Annotated in this window: 21 protein-coding genes and 3 pseudogenes; 13 read left to right on the top strand and 11 right to left on the bottom strand. The window is 67.9% G+C overall.

Translation table 11 applies throughout. The annotated features are described in order from the left end of the window. The first annotated feature begins 12 nt into the window (after positions 1 to 12). Positions 13 to 369, top strand: a complete 357-nt coding sequence (locus RCH22_RS11235; RefSeq protein ID WP_327014042.1) for a VOC family protein — start codon at positions 13 to 15, stop codon at positions 367 to 369. Positions 370 to 413: 44 nt separating this feature from the next. Here the strand turns inward: RCH22_RS11235 and RCH22_RS11230 are convergent, their stop codons facing one another. Continuing rightward, positions 414 to 662, bottom strand: a complete 249-nt coding sequence (locus RCH22_RS11230; protein ID WP_327014041.1) for a hypothetical protein — start codon at positions 660 to 662, stop codon at positions 414 to 416. A 1,144-nt stretch (positions 663 to 1,806) separates the two neighbouring features. Between RCH22_RS11230 and RCH22_RS11225 the strand changes: the two genes are divergently transcribed. The 6 genes and pseudogenes from RCH22_RS11225 to RCH22_RS11200 all read left to right on the top strand — a co-directional run bounded on the left by RCH22_RS11225 (position 1,807) and on the right by RCH22_RS11200 (position 9,095). Further along, the gene (locus RCH22_RS11225; protein ID WP_327014040.1) at positions 1,807 to 4,005 is read left to right on the top strand and encodes an ice-binding family protein; all 2,199 of its coding nucleotides are present in this window, start codon (positions 1,807 to 1,809) and stop codon (positions 4,003 to 4,005) included. A 93-nt stretch (positions 4,006 to 4,098) separates the two neighbouring features. Beyond that, a pseudogene (locus tag RCH22_RS11220) lies at positions 4,099 to 4,452 on the top strand (PRD domain-containing protein); the annotation flags it as partial. Positions 4,453 to 4,531: 79 nt separating this feature from the next. Next, positions 4,532 to 4,888 (top strand): PRD domain-containing protein, encoded by a 357-nt coding sequence (locus RCH22_RS11215; RefSeq protein WP_327014039.1) that lies wholly within the window; start codon positions 4,532 to 4,534, stop codon positions 4,886 to 4,888. 201 nt (positions 4,889 to 5,089) lie between these two features. Continuing rightward, positions 5,090 to 6,949, top strand: coding sequence for a beta-glucoside-specific PTS transporter subunit IIABC (locus RCH22_RS11210; RefSeq protein WP_327014038.1), 1,860 nt, complete (start codon positions 5,090 to 5,092; stop codon positions 6,947 to 6,949). Positions 6,950 to 7,053: 104 nt separating this feature from the next. Further along, positions 7,054 to 8,159: pseudogene (locus RCH22_RS11205) on the top strand (glycoside hydrolase family 1 protein). Between the two features lie 78 nt (positions 8,160 to 8,237). Beyond that, positions 8,238 to 9,095 carry a Cof-type HAD-IIB family hydrolase gene (locus tag RCH22_RS11200; RefSeq protein WP_327014037.1) on the top strand — a complete coding sequence of 286 codons (858 nt, stop codon included), beginning with the start codon at positions 8,238 to 8,240 and terminating at the stop codon, positions 9,093 to 9,095. Positions 9,096 to 9,112: 17 nt separating this feature from the next. Here the strand turns inward: RCH22_RS11200 and RCH22_RS11195 are convergent, their stop codons facing one another. The 3 genes from RCH22_RS11195 to RCH22_RS11185 are packed head-to-tail and all read right to left on the bottom strand — an operon-like array spanning position 9,113 to position 10,607. Beyond that, on the bottom strand, positions 9,113 to 10,168 hold the full coding sequence (locus RCH22_RS11195) for a HupE/UreJ family protein (RefSeq protein WP_327014036.1): 1,056 nt from the start codon (positions 10,166 to 10,168) through the stop codon (positions 9,113 to 9,115). Continuing rightward, the gene (locus tag RCH22_RS11190) at positions 10,165 to 10,431 is read right to left on the bottom strand and encodes a DUF3500 domain-containing protein (protein ID WP_327014035.1); all 267 of its coding nucleotides are present in this window, start codon (positions 10,429 to 10,431) and stop codon (positions 10,165 to 10,167) included. The genes RCH22_RS11195 and RCH22_RS11190 overlap by 4 nt, the downstream gene beginning before the upstream one ends. Continuing rightward, positions 10,431 to 10,607 carry a hypothetical protein gene (locus RCH22_RS11185; RefSeq protein WP_327014034.1) on the bottom strand — a complete coding sequence of 59 codons (177 nt, stop codon included), beginning with the start codon at positions 10,605 to 10,607 and terminating at the stop codon, positions 10,431 to 10,433. Before RCH22_RS11185 ends, RCH22_RS11190 begins: the two co-directional genes overlap by 1 nt. Here RCH22_RS11185 and RCH22_RS11180 point away from each other — a divergent pair. Then, complete coding sequence (locus RCH22_RS11180) at positions 10,606 to 11,601, top strand: MFS transporter (RefSeq protein ID WP_327014033.1); 996 nt, start codon at positions 10,606 to 10,608, stop codon at positions 11,599 to 11,601. The two genes, RCH22_RS11185 and RCH22_RS11180, sit on opposite strands and share 2 nt — an antisense overlap. Positions 11,602 to 11,660: 59 nt before the next feature. Here RCH22_RS11180 and RCH22_RS11175 read toward each other — a convergent pair whose 3' ends face one another. Continuing rightward, complete coding sequence (locus tag RCH22_RS11175) at positions 11,661 to 12,341, bottom strand: cation transporter (RefSeq protein ID WP_327014032.1); 681 nt, start codon at positions 12,339 to 12,341, stop codon at positions 11,661 to 11,663. A 254-nt stretch (positions 12,342 to 12,595) separates the two neighbouring features. Here RCH22_RS11175 and RCH22_RS11170 point away from each other — a divergent pair, with 254 nt between their 5' ends. Further along, the gene (locus RCH22_RS11170; RefSeq protein WP_327014031.1) at positions 12,596 to 13,648 is read left to right on the top strand and encodes an iron-containing redox enzyme family protein; all 1,053 of its coding nucleotides are present in this window, start codon (positions 12,596 to 12,598) and stop codon (positions 13,646 to 13,648) included. Positions 13,649 to 13,659: 11 nt separating this feature from the next. Here the strand turns inward: RCH22_RS11170 and RCH22_RS11165 are convergent, their stop codons facing one another. Continuing rightward, on the bottom strand, positions 13,660 to 14,934 hold the full coding sequence (locus tag RCH22_RS11165) for an MFS transporter (RefSeq protein ID WP_327014030.1): 1,275 nt from the start codon (positions 14,932 to 14,934) through the stop codon (positions 13,660 to 13,662). Positions 14,935 to 15,037: 103 nt separating this feature from the next. Between RCH22_RS11165 and RCH22_RS11160 the strand changes: the two genes are divergently transcribed. Next, a complete protein-coding gene (locus RCH22_RS11160) occupies positions 15,038 to 15,322 on the top strand; it encodes a helix-turn-helix transcriptional regulator (RefSeq protein WP_327014029.1) in 285 nt (94 codons plus the stop codon). Between the two features lie 44 nt (positions 15,323 to 15,366). Here the strand turns inward: RCH22_RS11160 and RCH22_RS11155 are convergent. From RCH22_RS11155 to RCH22_RS11145, 3 genes and pseudogenes are all read right to left on the bottom strand, one after another. Continuing rightward, a pseudogene (locus tag RCH22_RS11155) lies at positions 15,367 to 15,612 on the bottom strand (aminoacyl-tRNA deacylase); the annotation flags it as partial. Between the two features lie 92 nt (positions 15,613 to 15,704). Continuing rightward, positions 15,705 to 16,616, bottom strand: a complete 912-nt coding sequence (locus RCH22_RS11150; protein WP_327015511.1) for a Ppx/GppA phosphatase family protein — start codon at positions 16,614 to 16,616, stop codon at positions 15,705 to 15,707. A 51-nt stretch (positions 16,617 to 16,667) separates the two neighbouring features. Beyond that, a complete protein-coding gene (locus RCH22_RS11145; RefSeq protein WP_327014028.1) occupies positions 16,668 to 18,872 on the bottom strand; it encodes an Ig-like domain-containing protein in 2,205 nt (734 codons plus the stop codon). 238 nt (positions 18,873 to 19,110) lie between these two features. Here RCH22_RS11145 and RCH22_RS11140 point away from each other — a divergent pair, with 238 nt between their 5' ends. The 3 genes from RCH22_RS11140 to RCH22_RS11130 all read left to right on the top strand — a co-directional run bounded on the left by RCH22_RS11140 (position 19,111) and on the right by RCH22_RS11130 (position 23,455). Next, positions 19,111 to 20,361 carry an alanine racemase gene (locus RCH22_RS11140; RefSeq protein WP_327014027.1) on the top strand — a complete coding sequence of 417 codons (1,251 nt, stop codon included), beginning with the start codon at positions 19,111 to 19,113 and terminating at the stop codon, positions 20,359 to 20,361. Beyond that, entirely contained in the window at positions 20,358 to 21,671 is a 1,314-nt protein-coding gene (locus RCH22_RS11135; protein ID WP_327014026.1) for a D-arabinono-1,4-lactone oxidase, read from the top strand. Before RCH22_RS11140 ends, RCH22_RS11135 begins: the two co-directional genes overlap by 4 nt. Positions 21,672 to 21,805: 134 nt before the next feature. Further along, on the top strand, positions 21,806 to 23,455 hold the full coding sequence (locus RCH22_RS11130) for a family 1 glycosylhydrolase (RefSeq protein WP_327014025.1): 1,650 nt from the start codon (positions 21,806 to 21,808) through the stop codon (positions 23,453 to 23,455). A 30-nt stretch (positions 23,456 to 23,485) separates the two neighbouring features. Here RCH22_RS11130 and RCH22_RS11125 read toward each other — a convergent pair whose 3' ends face one another. Together RCH22_RS11125 and RCH22_RS11120 are read right to left on the bottom strand one after the other, a co-directional pair. Further along, positions 23,486 to 24,220, bottom strand: a complete 735-nt coding sequence (locus tag RCH22_RS11125; protein WP_327014024.1) for an ABC transporter permease — start codon at positions 24,218 to 24,220, stop codon at positions 23,486 to 23,488. After that, entirely contained in the window at positions 24,217 to 25,023 is an 807-nt protein-coding gene (locus RCH22_RS11120) for an ABC transporter ATP-binding protein (protein ID WP_327014023.1), read from the bottom strand. The genes RCH22_RS11125 and RCH22_RS11120 overlap by 4 nt, the downstream gene beginning before the upstream one ends. Positions 25,024 to 25,029: the final 6 nt, after the last annotated feature.

The raw sequence follows: 25,029 nt of genomic DNA, 5'->3' as shown, positions 1-25,029 counted from the left end.
AGTGTGTCCGGCATGTCGCTGTTCTGGGAAGAAGTCGTCGTTGACTGTCGCGACCCGAAAGTGCTCGGGCGATGGTGGCAGGAGGCACTCGGCTGGATCGTGGTCGGCGAGAGCGACGACGAGCTTGAACTCGCCGCGGCTGAGGGTGGGCACCCGACCCTGCTGTTCGGCGTTGTGCCCGAGGGAAAGACCGTGAAGAACCGTCTCCACCTCGACTTCGTCCCGGACGACCAGGCCGCCGAGGTCGGGCGTCTGCTCGGTCTCGGGGCGACTCGTGCGGACGTCGGACAGCGGGACGTGTCCTGGGTGGTCCTCGCGGACCCGGAGGGCAACGAGTTTTGTGTGCTGTCCGCCCGCCGACCGTCCTGAAGCCTGGCCGGATCATCACGTGCGAATCGGCGGAGTGCGCCGTGTCAAGGTGTGGTGTTGTATTGCAGTCGGATTGTGGAGCCCCGACACGCGTTCTGGTTCACTGATTTGTCGACGAGGCTGATGACGGCGCCGGTGAATTCGAGGGTGTCGTGCGCTGCCAGGACTCGGTCGACTCGCATGCGCGGTTTGTCGATCACGTAGTCGCTTGCGTCGCAACTCCCTGCTGCAGCACCGTGTGCCTTGCCGAGGGCGACGATAATGAACGTGATGGCGTTGATTAAGGTGCTCATCGGCATCGTTGGTTATGTTCCCTCGGATTTCGACCGGAGGCCTACCGGGTGCCAAACCCTGGAGTGCTGATGTCTGACGGATGCTCAATGTCTCGACGGAGCTTACACAATCGGTAGTTGTTGACGGGGTCCACCGCGAACGCCACAAGCGTGGGGGATGTGATCGTGACCGGTCTGCTCGGATCTCCGACGGCGGTCCACGACCGGTAGGCAGCGACGGCGGTATACGTGAAGGTGCCCTCACTCGGCGTGTGATCGACACACGAGTTTGTCGTGAGCAGGGCCCCCGAAGCCGAGTTGCGTGCGGGCACGTAGTTTGTCCCGTCGCTTCGAGTGACGAAGTACCTAGTCGCTCCCGTCGACCCCGTCCACGTGACAGGAACATCGGAAGCGCTCGTCGACAGCACGACGATGCTGGTCGGGGCAGGTAGCGTTCCGGTCGTGGCCGTCCCTGACCAGACCCCAGCGCTCTGCGACGTGGCGAACGCCGGGGAGGACTGGATCGGTGAGTGGCCGCAGAGGGCACCCACGGCCATCAGTCGGACGTTCCGTGCGGGGAATCGACTCGTCCGAGAGATGGAATGGTCAGTCGGAGAGGCTGCACCCCCGAGGGGATCGCTCGCCGGTCATCGCGGCCACATGGCACTCTTCTGGTTTTCGGGTGATCACCCACATCTCCGGCGATGGATCAGGTATTCCGGAAATGGGGTGCGTGATCGTACCTGCCTCGGTTGTTTCAGGAGGATCCGCGACGACCGTGCGAGGAAATACAGCGGGACCGTCACGTTCTTGCAGGCATCCTGCACGGTGGCCAGGTCGTTCACTCCTACCGTGGGCAAGCCGAGACCTCAGGCGCAGTGCCGCCCGCACCAAAACCCGCGTTGTCGCAATGTTGCCGCAAGATCACCCGAAGACCCCCAAACGGGGCACGCGCCCGTGTTACTGTCCTAATGCCTGAGCAATATGGCACAGCAATCACAGCGTGGGAACGCAGTCACGTGTCGTCTTCCGCACCCTTCCCAAAGCCGTGTTTGTTCTCCTTTGTTGTTCTTTCCTTTCTCTTCGCAGTCGGCGTCCTGCCGCCGCGAGGTGTGAACCAGCGTCTAGACCGCCCGTCTGGCATCCCTCGCCGTGAAAGGCACTCATGCTGCGCGCAAAATTCCACTCCTCTGATCCGGTCGCCTTCGAATCGTCCCGTCGGGCCCTGAACGGTGTTCTCGGCACCATCACGGTGACCGCCGTAATCCTTGGCCTTTCGTCAGCACCGGCGTTCGCCTCGACCACGACCGTTCCCGTCGATCTGGGCGCTGCTTCCAGCTACTCAGTCTTGGCCGGGGAAGCAGTGACGAATGGGGGTGCCAGCGTTATCCCCGGCAATGTGGGGGTCAGCCCCGGCGTCGACATGACCGGAATCGCCACGGCCACGGTCGGCGGAAGCGTTCATTCGAACGACGCAGCTGCAGTCGCCGCGCATGACGCTCTCGTCAAGGCCTATGACGCGACGGTGCTGCTCACCCCGGCCACCACGATTCCTGGCGCCTTGGGCGGCCTCACAATCACTCCTGGCGTTTACGGCAGTGTTGCCGCGTTCAGTATGACGAGTGTTCTCACTTTTGATGCGCAGAACGACACGAATGCCTACTTCGTGCTCAAGTCCAGCGCAGCATTGAACACGACTGCGTCGACCACCATGGTGCTCGCCAACGGAGCGCAGTCCTCGCACATCTTCTGGCAGGTCGCCGGTGCGGTGACGCTCGGAGCGTCCTCGCATTTCGTCGGCACAATCATGAGTGCCGCTGCCGTCACGGTCGGCGCCGGCACCAGCGTTGACGGTCGAGCGCTGAGCACCACAGCAGCCGTTACCCTGAGTAACAATTCTTTCGGAGCCCTCGACGCACCGCCCGTGACACCTACTCCGACTCCGTCGGCTACTCCGTCGGCTACTCCGTCGGCTACTCCGTCGGCTACTCCGTCGGCTACTCCGACTCCGTCGGCTACTCCGACTCCGTCGGCTACTCCGTCGGCTACTCCGACTCCGTCGGTCACCATCACCCTTACGGGTGGTAGCAGCCTGGTCACCAACGACCGCACCCCGACGATCAGCGGCACATCCACCGCCGCAGTTGGGACGGCCGTCACGGTCACGCTCGGCAAGCAGGTCCTGACCACCACCGTCCGCGCCAATGCAGCTTGGTCCGTCACCGCGGCCAAAGTTCCGGAGGGGCTGTACACCGTTGTAGCCTCGGTGGGCACTCCTTCGGGAGGCACGGTCACCGCGAAGCAGTCCCTGACCATCGATTCGACGGCGTGGTTGATCAAGATCAATGGCGGTGCGAAGGCATCCACGACGAACAACAGCCCCGTCGTCTCCGGCACCACCACGGCTCCCGCAGGCACCCTGGTCACCGTGGTTCTCGGAGCGCAGACCCGCACGGCAGTTGTCGCCGGCGTTGGAACCTGGGCTGTCACCTTCGGCCAGATCGCCGTGGGCGTCGTCACCGTCAGGGCGTCGACAACGGATGCCGCCGGAAATGTTGGTTCGCGCACGCAGAGATTGACCGTCGACGTGGTCCCGGCGGTTCCGTCTCTCCCGATCGACGGGACTTGGATTGTGGACTACGCTGACCAGGTCATCCAGGGCACGACGAGCGCGGCCGTGGGCACCCGGGTTACCGTGACGGTTGCCAGCCAAGTGCTCACAGCATTCGTCCAGCCCGGCGGCATGTGGGGAATCCGACTCAACCGCCTGCCGAACTCGACCTATACCGTGAAGGTTGATGTGCTGGACGTTGCAGGCCGCTCCGGCTCCGCGAACATGACGTTGACAGTCCGGGCGACCGGTGCGGGAACGAGCGAACCCGTGGTCACTCAGGGCTGTGCTGCCCTTTCCGGCAACGAAGACGCGGTCGTCATCGTCGGCGGCCAGAGCCTCTCGGCTTCCATCCACCAGTACGGTGTCTGGAGCATGCAGCCTGCGCAGGCGGCCGATTGCGACTACGTCGTCGTGCAGTCGATTGCGGACCAGTCCGGCGACACCGGTGCTTACAGTCGTGTGCTCGCCACGAACAATTCAGCCGCCGTCGTTGCAATCCTTGGCGGAGCAGTAGCAACGGCGAACAACGCCGTGCGCACCCTCGCCGGAACGTCGACCGCATCTCCCGGCTCCATTGTCCGGATCCGGATGTCTGGTCAAACCATGATGACAACCGTCAGGCCGGACGGAACCTGGTCGGTATTCCGAAACGACTTCGCCAACGGCGCGCATCAACTGGTCGTAGCCGTCACCGATCGACAGGGAGCCGTCGGCTATGCGGTCCAGTCGCTGACCTTCATCAGCCGGTAGTCCGCACACGACCCTGAACCGATCGAGCGAGAAGTCGAGCGCCTGCTCGGCCTTGGTGCGACCCGTGCCGAGTCCGGTCAGGAACGGGTGCTGATGGGACGCGGGCTGGGATTCCAACTGCTTCCCATCGACACGATCGATCCCGCCAAGGTCGAGAAGACCTTCGTCCTCGATCAGGGCAGCGATGCCGATCACGCCCGCCAGCTTCTTGCCTCGGTGCCGTATCCGGTGATCGAAGCCGTCACGACGGCCGTCGACGAGGCCGAAAGGACCCTGGGCCGAAGCCTCGGTCGCCGATTGCCGCTCGCCATCATCGACCACATCCAATTCGTGCTCGAACGGATGCAGAAAGGCATCCGCATCCCCACGACGTCGATGCCCGAATTGCGCGTCCTCCATCCGCAGGAGTTCGCCGCCGCGACGGCAATGGCCCGATCGGTCAGCGTGAGCCTGGACACCGCCCTCCCGGATGAGGAAGCGGTGTTCCTCATCGTGCATCTCCTCACCGCGACCAGGGACGAGCCCAATGGAACCGCGGCACTGCTCGGCACTGCTCTTCCGTCGGGTGCAGCACGTGGTGACGACGGTCGAGGGCGGCCTCGGCGTGCACCTCGACACGGCGAGCCCGGACTACGCGCGGTTCATCCTGCGCATCCAATTCCTCCTGCAGCGGCTCGTGGCGAAGTCGATGATGCGCGGCTCGGACACGTCCTTCTTCGAATTCGCCAAACACAGCTACCCCCGCTCCTACGCCATCGCCGCCGACGTCAAGTCGTACGTCAGTGCCGCCACGGGCTCCGACCTCACCGACGAAGAGCTCGTGTACGTGATCGTGCACGTCGAGCGACTGGCAAACCAGATGGTGGATGGCGCCGCCACCTGATCGTGTGCTACCTTGAGACCGCAGGGCGACGACGCCCCGTGGAAGCATTTTCGGATTGTTACCGCATCAGCGGGCAAAACCTGAATTCGCATCGCCAGTATGGCGATGAATGAGTTCAGGTCTTTTTTTTGCCCAAAACACCGGTTGATCGCTTCCTGAGCATGGAAGTCGCGATGTCGCGGCGGAAGGTGAATGAGACCGATGGACTACTCCAAGACCGCAGCTGCGGTCCTCAAGGGTGTGGGCGGCGAAGAAAACGTCCAGTCGCTCGTGCATTGCGCGACGCGACTGAGATTCGTCATCAAGGACGACGCGAAGGTCGACAAGGTGGCGGTCAAGGCCACCCCCGGCGTCATCGCGACGGCCGAGGTCGGTGGTCAGTACCAGGTCGTCATCGGCAACGAGGTGCCCGAGGTCTTCGCCGAGATCACGAAGATCTCGAAGCTCGGCGGCACCTCCTCCTCCGGTGGCCAGGCCGCCCAGGACGGCCCGAAGGGCAACCTCGTCAACCGCTTCATCGCGATGATCTCGGCGATCTTCACCCCGCTCGTGTGGGCGCTCGCGGGCACCGGCCTCCTGAAGGCCTTCCTGGCGGCAGCGGTCACGTTCGCCTGGATCGACAACACGACGACGACGTACACGATCCTGAACGCACTCTCGGATGCCTTCATCAACTTCCTGCCGCTTGCGCTCGCGATCACCGCGGCGAAGTACTTCAACGCGAGCCAGTTCACCTCGCTCGCCATCGCCGGTTCGTTCGTGTATCCCTCGATCGTCGCGCTCAACGGCGTGCCGGACATCACCTTCTTCGGCATCCCGGTGACGATGGTCAGCTACGTGACGAGCGTCATCCCGATCATCGTCATCGTGTGGTTGCAGAGTCATGGAGAGCGGTTGTTCTATGCCGCACTACCGGCCGCGATTCGCCGATTCGTGACACCCATGATCATGGTCATCGTCCTGGTACCGCTCACCTTCCTGGTCATCGGCCCGCTGTCCAACCTGATCAGCACGGGACTGGCCGGCGGTATCGGCTGGGTCTTCACGGTCGTGCCCTGGCTCGGTGGAGCCATCATGGGCGGCCTCTGGCAGGTCTTCGTCATCTTCGGTCTGCACTGGGGCTTCGTCCCGCTGATGACCGCCGAACTGCAGAGCACCGGGTTGATCTACATCACCGCGCCGCTCTTCGCCGCCGTGCTGGCACAGGCTGCAGCCGTCGCCGGGGTCTGGGTGCGCACCCGCAACTCGAACCTGAAGTCGCTCGCTGCCCCGGCCACCCTGTCGGGCTTCCTCGCCGGTATCACGGAGCCGGCCATCTACGGCGTGAACCTGCCGCTCAAGCGGCCGTTCGTCTTCGGTGTCGTCGGTGGTGTCCTCGGTGGAGCCCTGATCTCGGCCGGCGGCGTCGCCGCGAACGCCTTCGTGTTGCCCTCGCTGCTGGCGCTGCCCGCCCTGTTCGGTACCGGAAACACCGTGATGCTGATTCTGGGCCTACTCGTCGCCATCATCGTGCCGTTCGGCTTGACCGTGATCCTCGGATTCAAGGATCCGGCCAACGAGGCCGCCGCAGTGGTGGACGGCACCGACCTCGAGGTGCTGAGCCCGCTCGACGGCACCGCCGTTGCGCTGAGCGAGGTTCCCGACGCCGTCTTCGCCGGCGGCGACCTCGGCAAGGGTGTTGCGATCATTCCCTGCGTCGGCGCCCTCTACGCCCCGTTCGACGCACTCGTGGTCGCGGCATTCCCCACTGGGCATGCCATCGGGCTCCAGCACGCGGATGGAGCGGACGTGTTGATCCACGTCGGCATCGACACGGTCAAGCTCAGTGGCAAGTACTTCTCCCCGAAGGTGGAGAAGGGCCAGCAGGTCAAGGCAGGCGATCTCCTCCTCGAGTTCGACATCAACGCGATCAAGGCGGCCGGATACGACATCACGACGCCAGTCATCATCACGAACCCGAAGAGCTATCCGGCCATCGGCTCACCCGCCTCAGGCCCGGTGGCGCACGGAGACCCCCTCTTCCTGGCGATCGCCGAGGAAGAACTGGCCACCGCGAAGTAAGCGAGGGCGGATTGTACGTCCCGGTGGAGGAGCGGCTCGGCTGCTCGTCCATCGATCATCTGCCCAAGACGTAGTCAGCAGTAAGTAGTAAGAGGAGTACACGAATGACCGATTCAACACCCGTCACATTCCCGCAGGACTTTCTCTGGGGCGGCGCGACCGCCGCAAACCAGATCGAGGGTGCATGCAACGAGGGCGGCAAAGGCCTGTCCATCCAGGACGTCATGCCGCAGGGAATCACGACGCCGCGCACCGCGGGCCCCACGGACGACAACCTCAAGCAGGTGGCCATCGATTTCTACCATCGTTATGCCGAGGACATCGCCCTGTTCGCCGAAATGGGCTTCCGGACCTTCCGCTTCTCGATCGCCTGGAGCAGGATCTTCCCCCTCGGCGACGAGACGGAGCCCAATGAGGAGGGCCTCGCGTTCTACGACCGCGTCATCGACGAGTGCGAGAAGTACGGCATCGAACCTTTGGTGACCATCTCGCACTACGAAACCCCGCTGCACCTGACGGAGACCTACGACGGTTGGGTCAACCGTGACCTGATCGGATTCTACGAGCGGACATCCACGTGCGCGGAGAATACCCGGGGTACTACCTGCGGAGCCTGCGCGACCAGGGCGTCGAACTGGTGATCACCGACGACGACCGGGCGCTGCTCAAGGAGAACACCGTCGACTTCGTCTCCTTCAGCTACTACGTGAGCGTGGCGGAGACCGTCGACAACTCGAAACGGGTCATGGGCGAAGGGAACATCTTCCCCGGGGTCGCCAACCCGACGCTGAAGGCATCCGAGTGGGGCTGGCAGATCGACCCGGTCGGCCTGCGCATCGTGCTGAACCAGTTCTGAGACCGTTGGCAGAAGCCGCTGTTCATCGTCGAGAACGGTCTCGGAGCGAAGGATGAGCTCGTCACGGTCGACGGCCGGAAGACCGTCATCGACGAATACCGCATCGAGTACTTCAACGATCACCTCGTGCAGGTCGGCGAGGCCGTCGCCGACGGCGTCGACGTGATGGGCTACACCTCCTGGGGCTGCATCGACCTCGTCAGCGCCAGCACGGCACAGATGAGCAAACGGTACGGGTTCATCTACGTCGACCGCAACGGTGACGGAACGGGCACCCTCGACCGCTTCAAGAAGAAGTCGTTCGACTGGTACGCCGAGGTCATCCGATCCAATGGTGCGAGCCTCAGCCGATAACGTAGAACCAAACGGGTTCGTCCCGTCGGCTGCCTCCTGGATGCACTGTCCCGGAGGCAGCCTCGTCTGGAGCAGATTATGATTTCCCCCCGCATCGCCTTCCTCGACGTCGACGGCACCCTCATCGACTCCGGCGAGGTGATCGCACCATCGTCGATCGAGGCGGTGCGCATCGCCCGGAAGAACGGTCACCTGGTCTACCTCAGCACAGGGAGAGCGTCGGTGGAGATCTACCCGGCGATCCGGGACATCGGCTTCGACGGGGCGATCAGCGCCGGCGGCGGGTTCGCCGAAGTCGGCGACGACGTCGTGATCTCCCGGACGATGCCCGAAGCGGCGGTGGCGCGAATGGTCGGGTTCTACGAGACCGCGGGCTACGACTTCTACCTGCAGTCCTACGACAAGCTCTACCCGAGCCCCGGGGTGCGCTCGCGGTTCGCGACCTACCTCGAGGACGACAGGGAACGAAAGGGTGATCCCCGGCCCGACCTCGCCTCCGTCACCGGTGCCGAGGAACACCCGGTCCTGAAGGCTTTCGGGGACGTGCGGCCGCTGTCATTCACCGGCATCGCGAAGTCGGTCTTCCTGGCCGGTGACCTCCGGGCGTTCGATCGCGTCTCGAACGCGCTCGGCGCCGATTTCCACGTCATCACCGGCACCATTCCCCACATGGGTCGCGGCAGCGGCGAGGTGACCCTCGGCGGGGTGAACAAGGGCAGCACGATCCTGAAGCTGCTCGACGTTCTCGGCCTCGACGCGGTATCCGCCATCGGCATCGGCGACAGCAGCAACGACATCGAAATGCTGCAGGTGTGCGGTGTCGGCATCGCGATGGGCAATGCCACCGACGAGGTCAAGTCCCACGCCGACGAAATCACCACCGCCGTGCTCGATGACGGGGTCTGGAACGCCTTCCGCCGCCATGGCCTGATCTGAGCGGGGCGTGTCGGCTGTCACGCTGACTCCGCGGGCTTCCGCATCCTCCAGAACTCCACGACTGCGAGGACCAGCGCGGTGAACCACAGCGCACAGACGACCAGGAACGACGCCCCCGTGAGACCGTCAGCGGCGTCAGAAACGGCATTGGGTATGCTGAGGCGGGCCAGTAGCCAGCCCGTGGCCGCGATTCCGGCCAGCGTGGCCGCGGTGAGTCTTAGCGGCCGGTAGCCACTGGTGCGGGCGAGCACGATCAGCGGCGGAAGCACGAGTGCGACGACGACAAGCTGCATGAGTTCGATGCCGATATTGAAACCCAGCAGGCTCAGGGCGAGTTGGCCGCCGGACAGGTCGAGGTCGGCGAGGGTTGCGCGGATGTGGCTGATGCCGAGCACGACCATGCTCGCGAAACCCGACCAGGCGCTTTCTTCGCCGAGGGCGACGGTGAGCGGTGTCACGTCGCCGCTCACGGTGTCGAGCTTGATGGTGCCGATCTCGCGGGGACGTGACCCGGTCCCGGCAGACCAGTCTGAGCCGAGCGACACGAGGACCACGTGGGTGACGACCTGGTGCGCGACCACGTCGTACCCCAGGTTGAAGGCGCGCTCGTCGGCCCCGGGTGGGGGAACCATGTGCGCGGTCACGGTGATATAGCCGAAGACGCCGGTTCCGAGTTCCTCGGTCGAACCGGTGGCGAACCCATCCACTGTCACTGACCACGCCTCTCCGGACGGGGAGGTGGGGTGGAAATGGGCGAGGATGTACGTCCGGAGTTCCTCCGCCTGAGCGGCGACCTCGGCGGCCGTTCCGGTGCCCAGGTCGAGACCGCTGGCGGCTTCGACGTCGTCGAGGGGGTTCCGCAGGTGCGCGTCGATCACACTGGCGTGCACGTCCAGGATCACCGTGCTCGTCGGCAGAATGTGTGCGGAGGCGGGCTGCGCGGACAGTACGGCTATGGCCAGCGCCCCGACCAGGGAGAGCAGCGCGCGACCGGCGAGGCCTCGCATCCGTCGGGTCCCCCGCCGCAGGCCGGAGCGCGGCGCGACGGCGGGGGAGGGCGGAACCGGCGTCATTCCTGCGTTCCGCCGCAGTCGGCGACCTTGTCCCGCCAGACGGAGTGGGGGTGGTTGCCGCTGAGCACGATCCCGTGTTGCATGGAGAACTCGATCCACACCGAGGGACCGTCGATGCGCACGTAGTCGTTCTGCTCGGTCAGGTCCGTGCCTCCCGAGAACGAGATGTAGGTCTGGTCCAGTTCGCTCGCGTATTTCGCGAGGATGGCTGCGGCATCGACGTCGTCGATGTCATTGACATACGTAGCGATAGCGGCGAGCACTAGGGCTTTCTGGTCGTCGCCGCGTACCCGTAATACGCGAAGCGCGGGCGGGCCGCCTGGAGCAGGTACTGCCGCGTGTTGCCGGCGTCTCGGTGCCGGATCGGCGCCGGGGCTGTCGCAGCCGGGGTCTCGGACTTCGGGGGAGTGGCCTCGATGGCCGGCGTGCCGCGGGTCATGGCGTCCTATCTGCTGTCGGCATCCGTCCTGACGCCCATTCTGGGACGTCTCGGCGACATGGTCGGCAAGCGCCGCATCATGATCCTGGTCCTGATGCTCCTCCTCGCAGGCAGAGTACTCGCCGCCCTCGCCCCGAACCTGGGCGTGCTGATCGTGGCCCGCGTGCTGCAGGGTGCGGCCGGCACTGTCATGCCGCTCTCGATCGGCATTGTGCGTGATGAACTTCCACACGACAAGGTCGGGGTCACCCTCGGACTTCTCTCCGCGATCCTCGGCGCCCTCGCCCTCGTCGTGTTCGTCGTCGTCGAGCTGCGGGTGAAGGAACCCCTGATCGATATGCGCCTGTTCAAGATCCGCGGCGTGTGGACGGCGAACGTGGTGGGACTCGTCTTCGGTTTCGCCATGTTCGGCACCTTCGTCCTCGTGCCGACGCTGCTCCAGCTGCCGACCGTGACGGGCTACGGCTTCGGCGAGTCGGTGTCCTCTGCCGGCCTGTTCCTGCTCCCCACCGTGCTCATGATGGTGGTCTTCGGTCCCGTCGCCGGCATCCTCGTGCGCAAGATCGGCCCGAAGCCGCCGATGGTCTTCGGCGCCCTCTTCGTGACCGCCGAATTCGTGATTCCCGCACTCAACCACGCCGAACTCTGGCAGGTCGTCGTGTCGGGCCAGCTCACCGGTGCCGGCATCGGCCTGGCCTTCGTAGCGATGTCCAACGCGATCATCGAGAGCGTGCCGATCCACCAGACCGGAGAGGCGAGCAGCGTCGACACGATTGCGCGCACCATCGGCAGCAGCATCGGCACAGCCGTGATCGCCGCGTTGATCACGTCGCACGGCACCTCGCAGGGCCTGCCCCTGGACGACGCCTTCACGATCGGCTTCTGGGTCTGTGCCGCCGTGGCCGTTCTCGCGATCATCTCAGCGCTCGCAGCGCCGTCGATGAGCAAGCGCCGCGAGCAGGCACCCGCCCTCGGCGTCGAAGACCTCGACTGAACGCAGTACCCGGACCGGGACCCCTCGGGGAGCCGGTCCCTTCGGCTGTCGGAGAGAGCTCAGTCGCAGGGATCGACCGTGCGTTCGCCGGTCAGTGCGGCCACGGGAACGGCGCAGGTGTCGCCCTTCCACGCCTCGATTCCTTCCCGGACCGCGAAGCCGACGATGAACAGCGCCGCGAGCGAGTCCGCCCACGCCCAGCCGAGCAGGGTATTCAGTAACAGCCCGAGCAGAAGAGCGGCCGAGAGGTAGGCGCAGATCAGGGTCTGCTTGGAATCGGCCACGGCCGAAACCGAGCCGAGTTCCGTCCCGGTGCGACGTTCCCACCAGCTCAGGAACGGCATCACGAGCAGGCTGGCCATGGCCAGCCCGATGCCGACCGGGCTGTGCACGGCCTCCCGGACTCCGAAGAGGGACAGGGCGGCGTCGACACTCACATAGGCGGCGAGCCCGAAGAACGAGAAAGCGATGACCCGCAGGGCGACCCGTTCGCGCTTCTCCGGATCGGGTGCGGAGAACTGCCACGCGATCGCGGCGGCGGACAGGACCTCCACGATGGAATCGAGGCCGAACCCGATCAGCGCGGCCGAGGTGGCGACGGTTCCGGCGGCGAGGGCGATGATGGCCTCGACCACGTTGTAGCTGATCGTGATAGCGACGATCCAGCGGATCCGGCGCTGCAGGACTCCTCTGCGCCGGGGATCCAGGCCGCGCGACGGCGCACCCGTTTCTGGCTTCATGCTCGGGTATCGCGGCGGAACGGAACACGACTCAACATTCCCTGACTGTATCGCAGGGGTCGCCGAGTCGGCGAGGATCCGACATTCACGTCGATCGTGACGATTCGACGTCGAGTCACGTCTTACTAGTGACTGTTTCCAATCCAGAACCGGCGAACAGTCCACGCCTGCCATCCCTCTCCTCGGTGGAGGGCGTTTGAATCGTCACGTCGGCATGCCGGCGCGACTCAATCGCAGTACTGGAACGAGGCTCCATGCTCCACTCCACCGTTGCTCGCGCGACCGTGTCTGCTCGCGGTCCTCTCAGTGAACGGCTCCTCGGCGCACTCTTCGGGATCACCGAAACTGGAGGGGCCGGCCTGGCCGGGTTCGAGGCGCTGGCCGCAGGCGCCCTGGGCCGAGTCCCGGACATCCTGGTCGACGAGGACCTGCAGCTGACTCTGTTCCTGCTGTACCGCCTGCACTACGACGGTGTCGTGCCGGGCGACGACCAGTGGGAATGGCATCCCGCCCTCCTGGCCGCACGTGTCGTCCTCGAGCGCGGTTTCGAGGCCGCATTGCGGGCCTCGGCGCCGCAGCCGCCGATTCCCGCGGCGACCCGCGACGACGTCGCCCGTGCACTCTTCACCCTGACCGAGCACGAGCACAACCCAGGCCTGGCACTCTACGTGGCGCGCGCGGCCTCCCGGCAGCAGGCCGTCGAGTTCCTCGTCCACCGCTCGGTCTACGCGCTCAAAGAGGCGGATCCGTACGCCTGGGGGATCCCGCGCCTGGCCGGCCGGTCCAAGTGCGCACTCATCGAAATCCTCGCCGGTGAATACGGCGGCGGCCCGGTCGAGCGGATGCATTCGGTCCTTTTCGCGGATGCCCTGAGGGCGGCGGGGCTTGAGGGAGACTACGTCGCATCCGTCGACGCGGTGCCTGCTGTCACGCTCGCTTCCCTCAACGCGATCTCCCTGTTCGGGCTCAACCGGCGCCTGCGCGGCGCGCTCGTCGGGCACCTGGCCGCGTTCGAGATGACGTCGGCGATTCCCAGCCGCTTGTACTCCGATGGATTCCAGCGGCTCGGTTTCGACGACAGTGTGGCCCGGTACTTCGATGTGCACGTCGAAGCCGGCTTCGCGCGCGAACAGTCGGCCTGCCGGGACCTGGCCGGTTCGCTCGCCGAAGATGACCCTGAGGCGGTCGGCGACATCATGTTCGGAGCGAGCGTCTTCCTGACTCTTGATGACCGTCAGTCGGCGCATCTGCTCGGCAGCTGGGCGGTCGGCTATCCCTCACTGCGATCGGAGCTGAGCAGCCGGTAAACACGGCATGATCAGGCAGCGAGGGTGCGTCGGGCGCCGGCGGCCCGGTTGATCGACCAGGCCACGACGACGCCCACCAGGATCATGGTGGCCAGGCCGAGGCCGGAATAGCCGACGGTGCCGAGCACCAGGCCGGCCAGGGCGCCGCCAAGGGCGCCGGCCGCGTTCATCGACAGGTCGGAGAAGCCCTGCAGGGCCGCGCGGTCATTCAGCCCGACCGCCTCGCCGATGAGGGCTGAGCCCGCGACGACGGATGCCGACCAGCCGAGGCCGAGCAGGATCAGGCCGGCGGTCATGGCGGTGCTCGAGTCTCCGGTGAGCCAGAAGAGGGTGAGCGACGACAACAGCAGGGCCTGGCCGGCGAGGATGACGGGCATCCGTCCTACCCGGTCGGCCAGCCAGCCGAACACGGGGGAGAAGGCGTACATGCCGGCGACGTGGAGGCTGATCGTGAGCCCCACGACGGTGAGGGTGGCGCCATGCTCGCGCAGGTGCACGGGAGCCATAGACATCAGGGCGACCATCGTGGCGTGGCTCAGGGCGATCACCGCGACGGCATAGCGCCCGGAAGGGGTGGAGCGCAGGATGTCCAGGCCGCCGCGTGGGCGAGGCGCGGCGGAATCCGTCCCCCGGGACCTGAGCGCCGTCAACAGTGGGTCGGGCCGGAGCCCGACCGTGTACACGATCGCCGCGCCCACCGTGGCGAGCAGGGAGAACGCGAAGGCACCCGTCATCGGGGGCAGGCCGAGGAAGGCGCCGACGACTTCGCCGGGGCCGAACAGGTTCGGTCCGAGAACGGCGCCGATCGTCGTGGACCAGACCACAATCGACAGATCGCGGGCCCGGAAGGCCTGGCTCGCCAGGTCGGTGGCGGCGAATCGGGCCTGCAGGTTGGCGGCCGATCCGGCGCCGAGCATCATCAATGCCAGGAGCAGGAGAGCGAAGACGTTGACGGAGACCGCGGTGATCGCAAGCACGGCGCCGGCGCCGGCAACGAGCGAACCGGTCGCAAGGGAAAGTCGCCGCCCCCTGGCTTGGGCGAGCCGGGCGAGGGGCACGGCGACGAGGGCCGCGCCGAGAGTGCTCATCGTGGCGGCCATGCCCGACCAGGAGCTCGACCCGGAGAGCTGAGCCGCCAGAAGGGCACCGAGGGAGAGGGTCGCCCCCATGCCTATTCCACCGAGAATCTGGCCCGCGACGAGCACGCCGACGACCTTGCGCTGCAGCGGTCCGTGGGCGGGTTGCCCGGCCAGCGAGGTCTCGGCGGCTGACGGTTCCTTGGACACAGGTGCCTTCCCTTGAACGATCACTCCAGCGTACCCGGTGGGGTATCGTCCCAGGTGAGCTCGCGGTCGGAGGCTCTTTCGGAGCGCGACAGATGGCGGTTGAATGTCCGCGACAGCCGCTGTGTCACCCAGCCACCGTGCGATGCGGGAGGAACCGATGCTCGAGCATGCGCCGCGCCGAAGCGCCAGGATCGCCGAGGAGATCCGCGGCGAGATGGAGTACCAGGGCCGGACCCTGAAGGAGCTGTCCGCGGCGACCGGAATCTCGATGGCCATCCTGCGCCGACGGCTCACCGGGGAGAAATCGTTCTACGTCGAGGAACTCGAGCGGATCTGTCGCTACCTGAACATCTCCGTGATCGACCTCATCGAACGCACGGAGTTGTAGCCGGCAGCCGGGCGTTGCCTGCGCGGGCGGTTACGCGCGGGTGGTTACGCCCGCGGCTTGAGCGGGTCGGTGATGTCGGCGACCGTCGCGCCGTAAGCGTCGATCAGGGCATCGGCGTCGACGAATGCGGAGTAACCATGCTCGCCCGCGCCCATCGCGACCCGGTTGCCGCGGAGGCGTTCGTCGGCGACGACGGGCCAGGGGGTCGTGCTGCCGAGCGGGGTGATCGTGCCGCGGGAGTAACCGGTCGCAGCCAGGGCGACGTCCTCGTGCGGGAGCGAGAGCTTGTGTCGATGTCGAGTCCGCGGGCGCGGGCATCCGTCATCACGCGGTCGCGCCCTGTTTCGGTCATGGGGCGAGTCAATCACACTCGGGCGGCGGGTCAGCCGAGGCGGTCGAGGTAACGGAGGATGATGCCCTCGCGGAGGGCCCAGGGCGAGACCTCGAGTTCGTCGACCTTCAGGGCGGCCATCGCTGCCTCGAGCACGATCCCGCCCGCCACGATCTGGAACGTGCGGTTGGCGGTGATGCCGGGCAGGGCGGGGCGGGCGTCCGCAGGAATGCGGGCCAGCCGGGGCACCCAGTCCGCAAGCTGGGCGCGGCTGAGCAGCATCCGCTCACCCGAACCGAAACCGTCCGAGGTATACCCTGCGAGCTTCGCCAGGGACCTGATCGTCTTGGACGAGCCGACGACGTGGTGCGGGGCCGGCTGTCCGGCGAAGGATGCGACGGCCTCGGCGAGCACGTCGGCCGCGTGTGCGCGCAGGGCCGCAACCTCCTCGGCGAGCGGGGGATCGTGGTGCAGGAATCCTACGGTCGTGCGCCCGGCGCCGAGCGGGACCGAGAGGGCCACCGCCGGTGTCTCGTTCGCGCCGGCGGCGATCTCGAGAGAGCCGCCGCCGATGTCGAACAGCAGGATGTCCCGAGCCGACCAGCCGTACCACCGTCGCACCGCGAGGAAGGTGAGGCGAGCCTCGTCCTCGCCGGAGAGGACCTGCAGGGCGATGCCGGTCTCCCGCTCGATCGTCGCGAGCAGTTCCGGGCCGTTCGTGGCGTCGCGGAGGGCGGAGGTCGCGAAGGGGAGCAGGTCGTCGACCTGGTGCCGGCTCGCGACGTCGGCCGCGTGCTGCACCGCGGACAGCACGGCCGCGCAGCCCTCCCCGGTGATCGCCCCTTCCGGGGTGAGATACCGCATCAACCGGAGGACGGCCTTGTCGGAAGCCATCGGGACCGGTTGGGCGCCGGCATGGGCGTCGACGACGAGCAGGTGGACGGTATTCGAACCGACGTCAATGACTCCGAGGCGTACAGTCTGACGATACCAAGCCGGAGGACACGTCGTCGCCTACCGGGTGGGCTCAGGGACCACGAAGCGCTGCCAGGCCCAGGCGCTGACGCTGAGGGCCGCGAAGAGACCAGAGGCGACCCACATCAGGGTCACGCTGCCCTCGCCGTGCCACAGCCCGACGACGGGGTTCAGCACGGCGAACATGATCGTGAAGGCGGCGAGGGTCAACCCGATCCAGACGAGCGGCGACCAGGCGACGATGCTGCGCCCGCTCGTGCTGCCGATCGGGATGAGCACGAGCAGCGCCGATCCGATCGCGGTCAGCACGACGCTGTTGGCGACCTCGGCGGCGAGCAGGTCCCCGAAATCCGCGCCGGTCGGCAGCATCCCCAGTGCGAGCCAGCCGAGGAGAGCGAGCGCGAGCAGGCTTCCGGCACGCAGCGCCGCAAGCTGGCCGCGATGGATCGCGCTGTGGCCGTTCGAGACGGCAACGCTGCCGAGCAGCCCGAAGAGCAGGGCCGGGTGGATCTCGAACACGCGCGAGCCGAGCGCGGTCACCGCGACGAGCAGCAGGTACCGCGGCAGGAATGTGACGGATGCCGGCACGCCACACACCCGGGAGCTCCACCACTGCGGCACGAGGGCTCCGACCGTGTTGACGACGATCAGGGCGAGCATGACCGCGAGCAGCAGCCGCAGATAGGCCGGCTGGCTCGACACGGTTCCGGAGAGCATGGTGAGCGTCGCGGCAGCGGCGACCGAGGCGGCCGCGAGGAGCCAGCGGTTCACGATCACGGTGGGGGCCTTGTCGAATTCCTCCTTCGCCTGGTTGCGGCCGGAGAGGGCGGCGGTGTTCCAGAGCGGGCGGCCGTCCCGTGCCCGCACGATCGTGCCGCTCAGCAAACGGGCGGGAATGACGAGGAGCACGAGGGCGCCGATGGCGAAGAGAACGGCCTCGAGCCAGGAGAAGTCAGAGTTCGCGCCCGGGGGTAGCACCGCGCTCGTGAACTGGGTGGGGTCGTTCCAGCCGCCGGGGAGGGTGGGATCATGTCCGGATGACGAACCGCCGCCCCGTGGTGCAGGTGCGACTGCCGTCGGGGTCGCCGTGGGTGCCGGGGTGGCGGTGGCGCTCTCGGACCGGGTGCCGGGCGCCGACGCCGGAGCAGTGGCTGTCGGGGAGCTGCTCCCGGCCTCGGAAGAGGGCGACGACGACGACGATGGAGGGGCGGCTGAGGGAGACGTGTCCGGTGCGGGACCGAAGTCGACGCCGAGGCCGGGGCTTCCCTGACTCTGGTTTCCGGCGGCATCCTGTTGGGCGGCGATCACGAGGTAGTTGCCCGCGGCGACCGTGCCCGTCGCGGTGCAGGCCCAGGCCCCCGCGGCGACGGCGACGGTGCACAGCGAGTACGGGCCGGCGAACACGGTGACGGTGGCGCCGTCCTCACCCGTCCCGGTGTAGCTCGACCCCGCCAGGGGCACCCGCGCGCCGGCGGTCGGTGACGAGAGGACGGGAGCGGCGGGCCGGTCGGAGTCGAAACGGATGCTGAGCGCTGCACTGTCGTTCGACCAGGAGGGCGCGCTGAACCCGGTCTGCTGCGCGGCCGTCACGGTGTGGATGCCGCTGCTCGGCAGGTTCGGGAAGGTGCATGCCCACGCCCCGCCCGTGTCTGCCGTCGCCGGGCAGGTCTCGCCGGTCGACACCGAGGCGACGACGGACGCCCCCGGGTACGCGGATCCCCGGACGGTTCCGTTCGACGCCGGATTGCCGAGCGGCCCGCCCGTCACGACGGGTTCACCGAGCACGTCGATGGTCTCTTCGGCGACGAGGCTCGAATCGCCCGTAACGACGATCTTCAGGCGGACGTTCTGCCCGCTCGGGAGGTTTGCGGTGCAGGACCAGTCCGTCGACGGGGTGGCTGCGATGATGCAGAGCGGGTCGCCCTCACCCGGGTTGAGGAGCTGGATCTCCTGATTTGCTGCGCGGGTGCCGGAGACCGTCGTGGTCGAGCGGCCGACGAAGGTACGGGCCGGTGGACTGTCGATCGTGGGGGATGGCGAAAGCGGGGTTGCGGCCGGCCCGCTCGGGGGCGGGGCGGGGGAGGTCGCGGCGCGGGCGGCATCCGTGCCCACCAGGAAACCGCCGAGGGCGAGGTTGCCCGGCAGGAAACCGCCGAGGCTCAGGAGCAGAAGCGCCGCAGTGACGAGGAACACCGGCGCGACGAGCCGGATCGGTGACCGGGCATGACGAAGCGCGATGGGCATCCGCCGCGGCCGTCGACCATGACGGGCCTGCGGCGGGCCGGCGCAAGCGAAACGTGAGCGATGCATAGGTCCCCCCTTGCCTCCATTTCAGGGGTCATCTCCCCGATTGTCAACGTGCAACGCGCAACAGGGACGATCCCGCGCGGGATTGTTATCCGGCGCGGGACGCGGGCGTAGGGCATACTGACGGACACGAGGCGGATTCGCCGCCCCTCCGTGAGACAGGCCCGATCTCGCCATGACGCTTCCTGACTTGCGCGTTCCCGCCACCGGAGCGCCCTGGCTCCGACCGGAGAGCTACTGGCCGGCCCTGACCGAGGCCACCAGCCATCTCGACACGCCCGTCGCGGCTCTGCACCTCGGAGCGCTCCGCCACAACACCCACGACATGTTGCGACGCGCCGGTGGAACCCCGATCCGCGTCGCCTCGAAGTCGATCCGCGTCCGCGGCGTGCTCGAGGCCATCCTCGCCGTGCCCGGCTACCAGGGCGTGCTCGCGTACACCCTCGCCGAGGCGCTCTGGCTCGCGGAATCCCTGGACGACGTCGTGGTCGGCTATCCGAGCGTGGACCGGGGGGCGATCGGGGTCCTCGGCCGCTCGGCGCTGCTTGCCTCCCGGGTCACCCTGATGGTGGACTCGCTCGCCCAGCTCGACCTCATCGACACGGTGATCCCCCCGCACCGGCGCGAGACCATCCGACTGTGCATCGAGCTCGACGCCGGCTGGAAGAATCCGGTGCTCGGGCACCTCGGCGTGCTGCGCTCGCCGGTGCACACCATTCAGGAGGCCAGGGACTTCGCGGCGGCCATCGTCGCGCGCCCCGGCTTCGCGCTCGTCGGCCTGATGGCATACGAATCGCAGGTCGCCGGCCTCGGTGACCGGCCGGCCGGTCGCGGCCCCCGTGCGCTCAGCACCGGGATCGTGAACCGATGGGTGCGCCGCCACTCGATCGCCGAGCTCGGCGTGCGCCGCGCCGCCGCCGTCGCGGCCGTGCGCGAGGTCGCGCCGCTCGAGTTCGTGAACGGTGGCGGCACCGGTTCCCTCGAGAGCACCCACGCGGATGCCTCGGTCACCGATATCGCCGCGGGCAGCGGCTTCTTCGGCGGGCACCTCTTCGACAACTATTCGGCATTCACGCCCGCTCCCGCCGCGGCCTTCGCCCTCTCCGTGGTGCGGAAGCCGAGCTCGGTGACCGCGACGCTCCTCGGCGGCGGCTGGGTCGCATCCGGACCGCCGGGTGCCGACCGGATGCCGGCCCTCGCCTGGCCGCCCGGGCTCGCCGTCGTGCCGCGGGAAGCCTCCGGTGAGGTGCAGACCCCGCTCGCGGGCCCCGGAGCCGCGGCCCTGGACGTCGGCGACCGGGTCTGGCTGCGGCACACCAAGTCGGGGGAGCTCAGCGAACACGTGACAGAATTCGCAGTGGTGGACGACGGCCGGGTCGTCGACATGCTGCCCACCTACCGCGGCGAGGGGAAGGCGTTCCTGTGACGAACACCGGTGCTCTCTGGCAGAACTGGGCGCGCAGCGAGTCCGTCCGGCCGGCCAGGGTCGAGCGGCCCACGAGTGTCGTGGCCGTGCAGCGTGCGGTCGTTGCCGCGGCGAGATCCGGGATGCCGATCAAGGCCGTGGGCTCTGGACACAGCTTCTCCGGCATCGCCGTCGCCCCCGGCGTGCTCCTCGACCTGGCAGACCTCTCCGGCATCGTCGGCGTCGACACGGCCACCGGCCGTGTCACCCTCGCCGCAGGCACCCGACTGCACCGGATCCGCGGCCTGCTCGCGCCCTACGGGCTGGCCCTCGCCAACATGGGAGACGTCGACCGGCAGACGATCTCCGGGGCGACCTCGACGGGAACCCACGGAACCGGATCGGCCTTCGGCGGACTCGTCACCCAGATCGTCGGCCTCACCCTCGTCACAGGCGACGGCGAACTCCTGCACGTGAGCGAGACCGAGAACGCGGAGATCTTCCCCGCCGCCCGCCTCGGTCTCGGCGCGCTCGGCATCCTCGTCGACGTGACGATCCAGTGCGTCCCGGCCTTCCTCCTGCACGCCGTCGAACAGGCCGAACCGCTCGGCGAGGTACTCGACACCTTCGACGAGCGCAGCCGCGCCGCCGACCACTTCGAGTTCTACTGGTTCCCGCACACCGAGAAGGCCCTCACCAAGACGAACACCCGGCTGGACCCGGCCGCCGGGCGCGCGCCGCTCGCGCCGGTCTCCCGCTGGATCGACGACGAACTTCTTGCCAACGGCGTCTTCGGGGCTCTCTGCACGATCGGGGCCGTGCTCCCGGAGTCCGTTCCGACAATCAACCGGGTGGCGGAGCGCTTCATGGCCCGGCGGGAATACACGGATGCCTCGACGCGCATTTTCGTGAGCCGGCGCGCCGTGCGTTTTCACGAGATGGAATACGCGCTCCCGATCGCCGCGATTCCGTCGGCCGTGCGCGAGATCCGCGAACTCATCCAGCGCTCCGGTTGGCGGATCTCGTTCCCGATCGAGGTGCGGTCCGCCGCCGCGGACGACGTGTGGCTCTCCACGGCCTACGGCCGTGAGGCCGGGTACATCGCCGTGCATCGCTTCTTCCGGGAGAAACCGGCCGAGTACTTCACCGCCGTCGAGGCCATCATGCGCTCCCACGACGGGCGCCCGCACTGGGGAAAGATGCACACGAGGGATGCCGAATCCCTTCGCGAGACCTATCCGCACTTCGACGACTTCGTCGCCGTACGCGACAGGCTCGACCCCGAGCGCCGGTTCACGAACCGGTACCTCGAACGGGTCCTCGGGCGGTAACCGGCCGGCCGGTCGACCTCGGGGTGCGGATTCTCGCGCCGCGCGTGACAGGCTGGTGACCGCGGCCCGCGGCCGCTCCACGAACCGCCCGACCGCACAGCGCCCGACCGACACAGTACAGAGAGCCCTCCGAGATGAGCAGTAAGCCGATCAACACCAACACGGTCGCAGGCCGGGCCTGGCCGCACCGCGCCAACGAACTCGGCGACCGGCTCCCCGACGGCTTCACGATCGGGGTCGCGAGTTCTGCGTTCCAGATCGAGGGCGCCGCCCGCGACGGCGGGCGCGCCGAGTCGACCTGGGACCCGTTCACGGCGACCGCCGGCCGCATCGTGGACGCGTCGAACGCATCCGTTTCTGCGGACCACTACAACAAGCTGCCCGAGGACCTCACCCTCCTGGGCGAGCTCGGAGTCGACGCCTACCGGTTCTCGTTCGCGTGGTCCCGGGTGCAGCCGGACGGACGCGGGGCGCTCGCGCGCACCGGGCTCGCGTTCTACGACCGGCTCGTCGACGGGCTGCTCGCGGCCGGCATTCGCCCGATGGCGACGCTGCACCAGCGTGACCTGCCGCTCGCCCTGCGCGGCGGCTGGCTGAACCGGGACACCGCCTCGCGCTTCGCGGACTACGCCTACGAGCTCGGGGCCGTGTTCGGCGATCGGGTCGACGCCTGGGTCACCCTCGACGAGCCCGCGACCGTGACGCTCGCCGGCTACGCACTCGGCACGGATGCCCCCGGCGAGGCCCGCCTGTTCGCCGCACTGCCGGCCGCACACCACCAGCTTCTCGGCCACGGCCTCGCGGTTCAGGGTCTGCGCGCCGCCGACGTGCGCGGCGGCGTCGGAATCGCGAACGCGTACTCGCCCGTGCAGCCGGCGAGCGACAGGGAGGCAGACGAAGTCGCCGCCGCGCTCTTCGACCTGCTGCACAACCGCGTTTTCGCCGACGCCGTTCTCCTCGGGAGCTACCCGGTGCCGCCGGAGCCCTACGAGACCGAGCTGCGGCTGCTGCTCGAGACGGAGCCGGAGGACCTGCGCACCATCCACCAGCCGCTGGACTTCTACGGTCTCAACTACGTGCAGCCGTCACGGGTCGCGGCAGGGCCTGTTCCGGTCGTGAGCGGCGCGATCGCCGGCGGCGACCCCTCCGGGAACGGAGCGGGCGGGGCGCGCGGTGAGGCCGGCGCTGGCTCGGGTCCGCGCGGCCCCGGCTCCCGCGGTCCCGGCTCCCGCGGGCCGGCAAGCCGGGCGGGCGGCCCTGGCGGACCGGGTGCCGCCGGCTCGGGCGTCGGGCCGCGGACCGCCGCGAACGCCGGCACGGTCGACGAGAACGCGCCCGTGGTCTCCTTCCCGTTCCACGTGCTCCCGTTCCGGGAGTTCACGGTCACCGGGGCTGCACGCGCGATCGCGCCCGACTACCTCGGCGTCGCGCTCGCCGAGCTCGCGACCCGGTACGGCGACGCACTCCCTCCGGTGTACCTCACGAGCCTCGGAGCGAGTTTCCCTGACCAGGTCGACAGCCGCGGCGCCGTCGACGACCCCGCCAGGATCGACTACCTCGCCGAACACCTCGTCGCCGCACTCGACGCCGTCGCACCGGGCAAGCCGGCGGCGGCGGTCAGCCTGCGCGGGGCCTTCGTCTGGTCGCTGCTCGACGGCTTCGAGTGGACCGCGGGCTACACCCAGCGTTACGGCCTGGTGCGGGTCGACTTCGCGGACCCCGAGCGGAAGCGCACCCCGAAGTCCTCGTACCACTGGCTCCAGAAGGTGCTCGCCGCCCGCTGACCGGCCCCCGGCATCCGTACGGGGGATGGGTCAGGGGGTGCGACGGCGGAGCGTGATCGAGCCGACGACAACCGCTCCCACGATCCACGCCCCGATGATGAGCAGTTCGCCGCCGATGTATGCGGCGTCCTGCGAGTTCGAGGCGACGGCCTGGAGGGCGTCGATCGCGTGGGAAAGCGGAAGCCAGTCGCTGATGATGCGCAGGGCGTCCGGAAGCTGGTCGCGGGGGAGGAAGATTCCGCCGAGCAGGATCTGCGGGAACACGAGCGCGGGCATGAACTGCACGACCTGGAACTCGGTGCGGGCGAACGCGCTCGCGAGCAGCCCGAAGGTCGTGCCGAGAACCGCGTCGGCGACGGCGACCGCGAGCAGGAGCCAGACCGAACCGGCGATCGTGAGGCCGCAGACCCAGACCGCGTACCCGACCGCTACCGCGGACTGCAGCACCGCGAGCAGCCCGAAAGCGAGGGTGTAGCCGAGGATGAAGTCGCCCTTGCCGAGCGGCATCGAGAGCAGCCGTTCCAGCGTGCCGGTGCGGCGTTCCCTCAGGGTCGTGATGCTCGTCACGAGGAACATCACAATGAACGGGAACAGGGCGATCATCGCCGGCCCGATCCTGTCGAACACGGGCGTGTCGGAGAAGATCCAGGCCACCAGCCCGACCAGCAGGCTCGGGACGACGAGGAGCAGCACGATCGTGCGGGGGTCGTGCCGGATCTGGGCGAGCACCCGACCGGCCGTTGCGAACGTGCGGCGCAGGTTCACAGCGCACCGTCGAACCCGGTCGGCCCGGTCCCGGCCGGCCGGCCGTCGTGCGACGGGTCTTCGAGATGCGGGTCTTCTGGCGACGGAAGCCGCCGGATCAGGCTCAGGAACGCCGCCTCGACGTCGTCGGTCGCGGTCGAGGCGAGCAGCCCGGCCGGGGTGTCGTCTGCGAGGATCTCACCGTCGCGCATCAGGAGCAGCCGGTCGCAGCGGCTCGCCTCGTCCATGGCATGACTCGATACGAGCAGGCTCGTCCCTCCGGCCGCGAGCCGGTGGAACAGCTCCCAGAGCTCCACCCGGAGGACCGGGTCGAGGCCGACGGTGGGTTCGTCGAGCACGAGCAGTTCAGGGGACCCGAGCAGGGCGCCGGCGAGCGACACCCGGCTGCGTTGGCCGCCGGAAAGCGAACCAGCCAGCTGGCCGGCATATTTCCCCAGGTCGGTCGCGTCGATCACCCGGTCGACGTCGCTCGCGGGGGCACCGAGCACCGCCCGGAAGTACCTCAGGTTCTGCCGCACGGTCAGGTCGTCGTAGACACTCGCATCCTGCGTGACATAGCCGACCCGGTTCCGGAGCGAGACGGAGCCGGCCGGGCGGCCGAGCACGGTGACCTCCCCGGACTGCACGAGCTGGACGCCGACGATCGAGCGCATCAGGGTCGTCTTGCCGCATCCGCTCGGCCCGATCAGGCCCACGACGAGGCCGCGGGGCACCGTGAGGCTCAACCCGTGCAGCACTGGATGCCTGCCCCGGCGGGCGAACAGGTCCGTCACGTGGACCGCGGGCGCAGAAAGATGGCTCATGTCTTT

It is taken from the genome of Cryobacterium sp. GrIS_2_6, assembly GCF_035984545.1.
Taxonomy (GTDB): domain Bacteria; phylum Actinomycetota; class Actinomycetes; order Actinomycetales; family Microbacteriaceae; genus Cryobacterium.
Note: the sequence above shows the minus strand (reverse complement) of the source record. Positions and strands in the feature narration are given on the sequence as shown.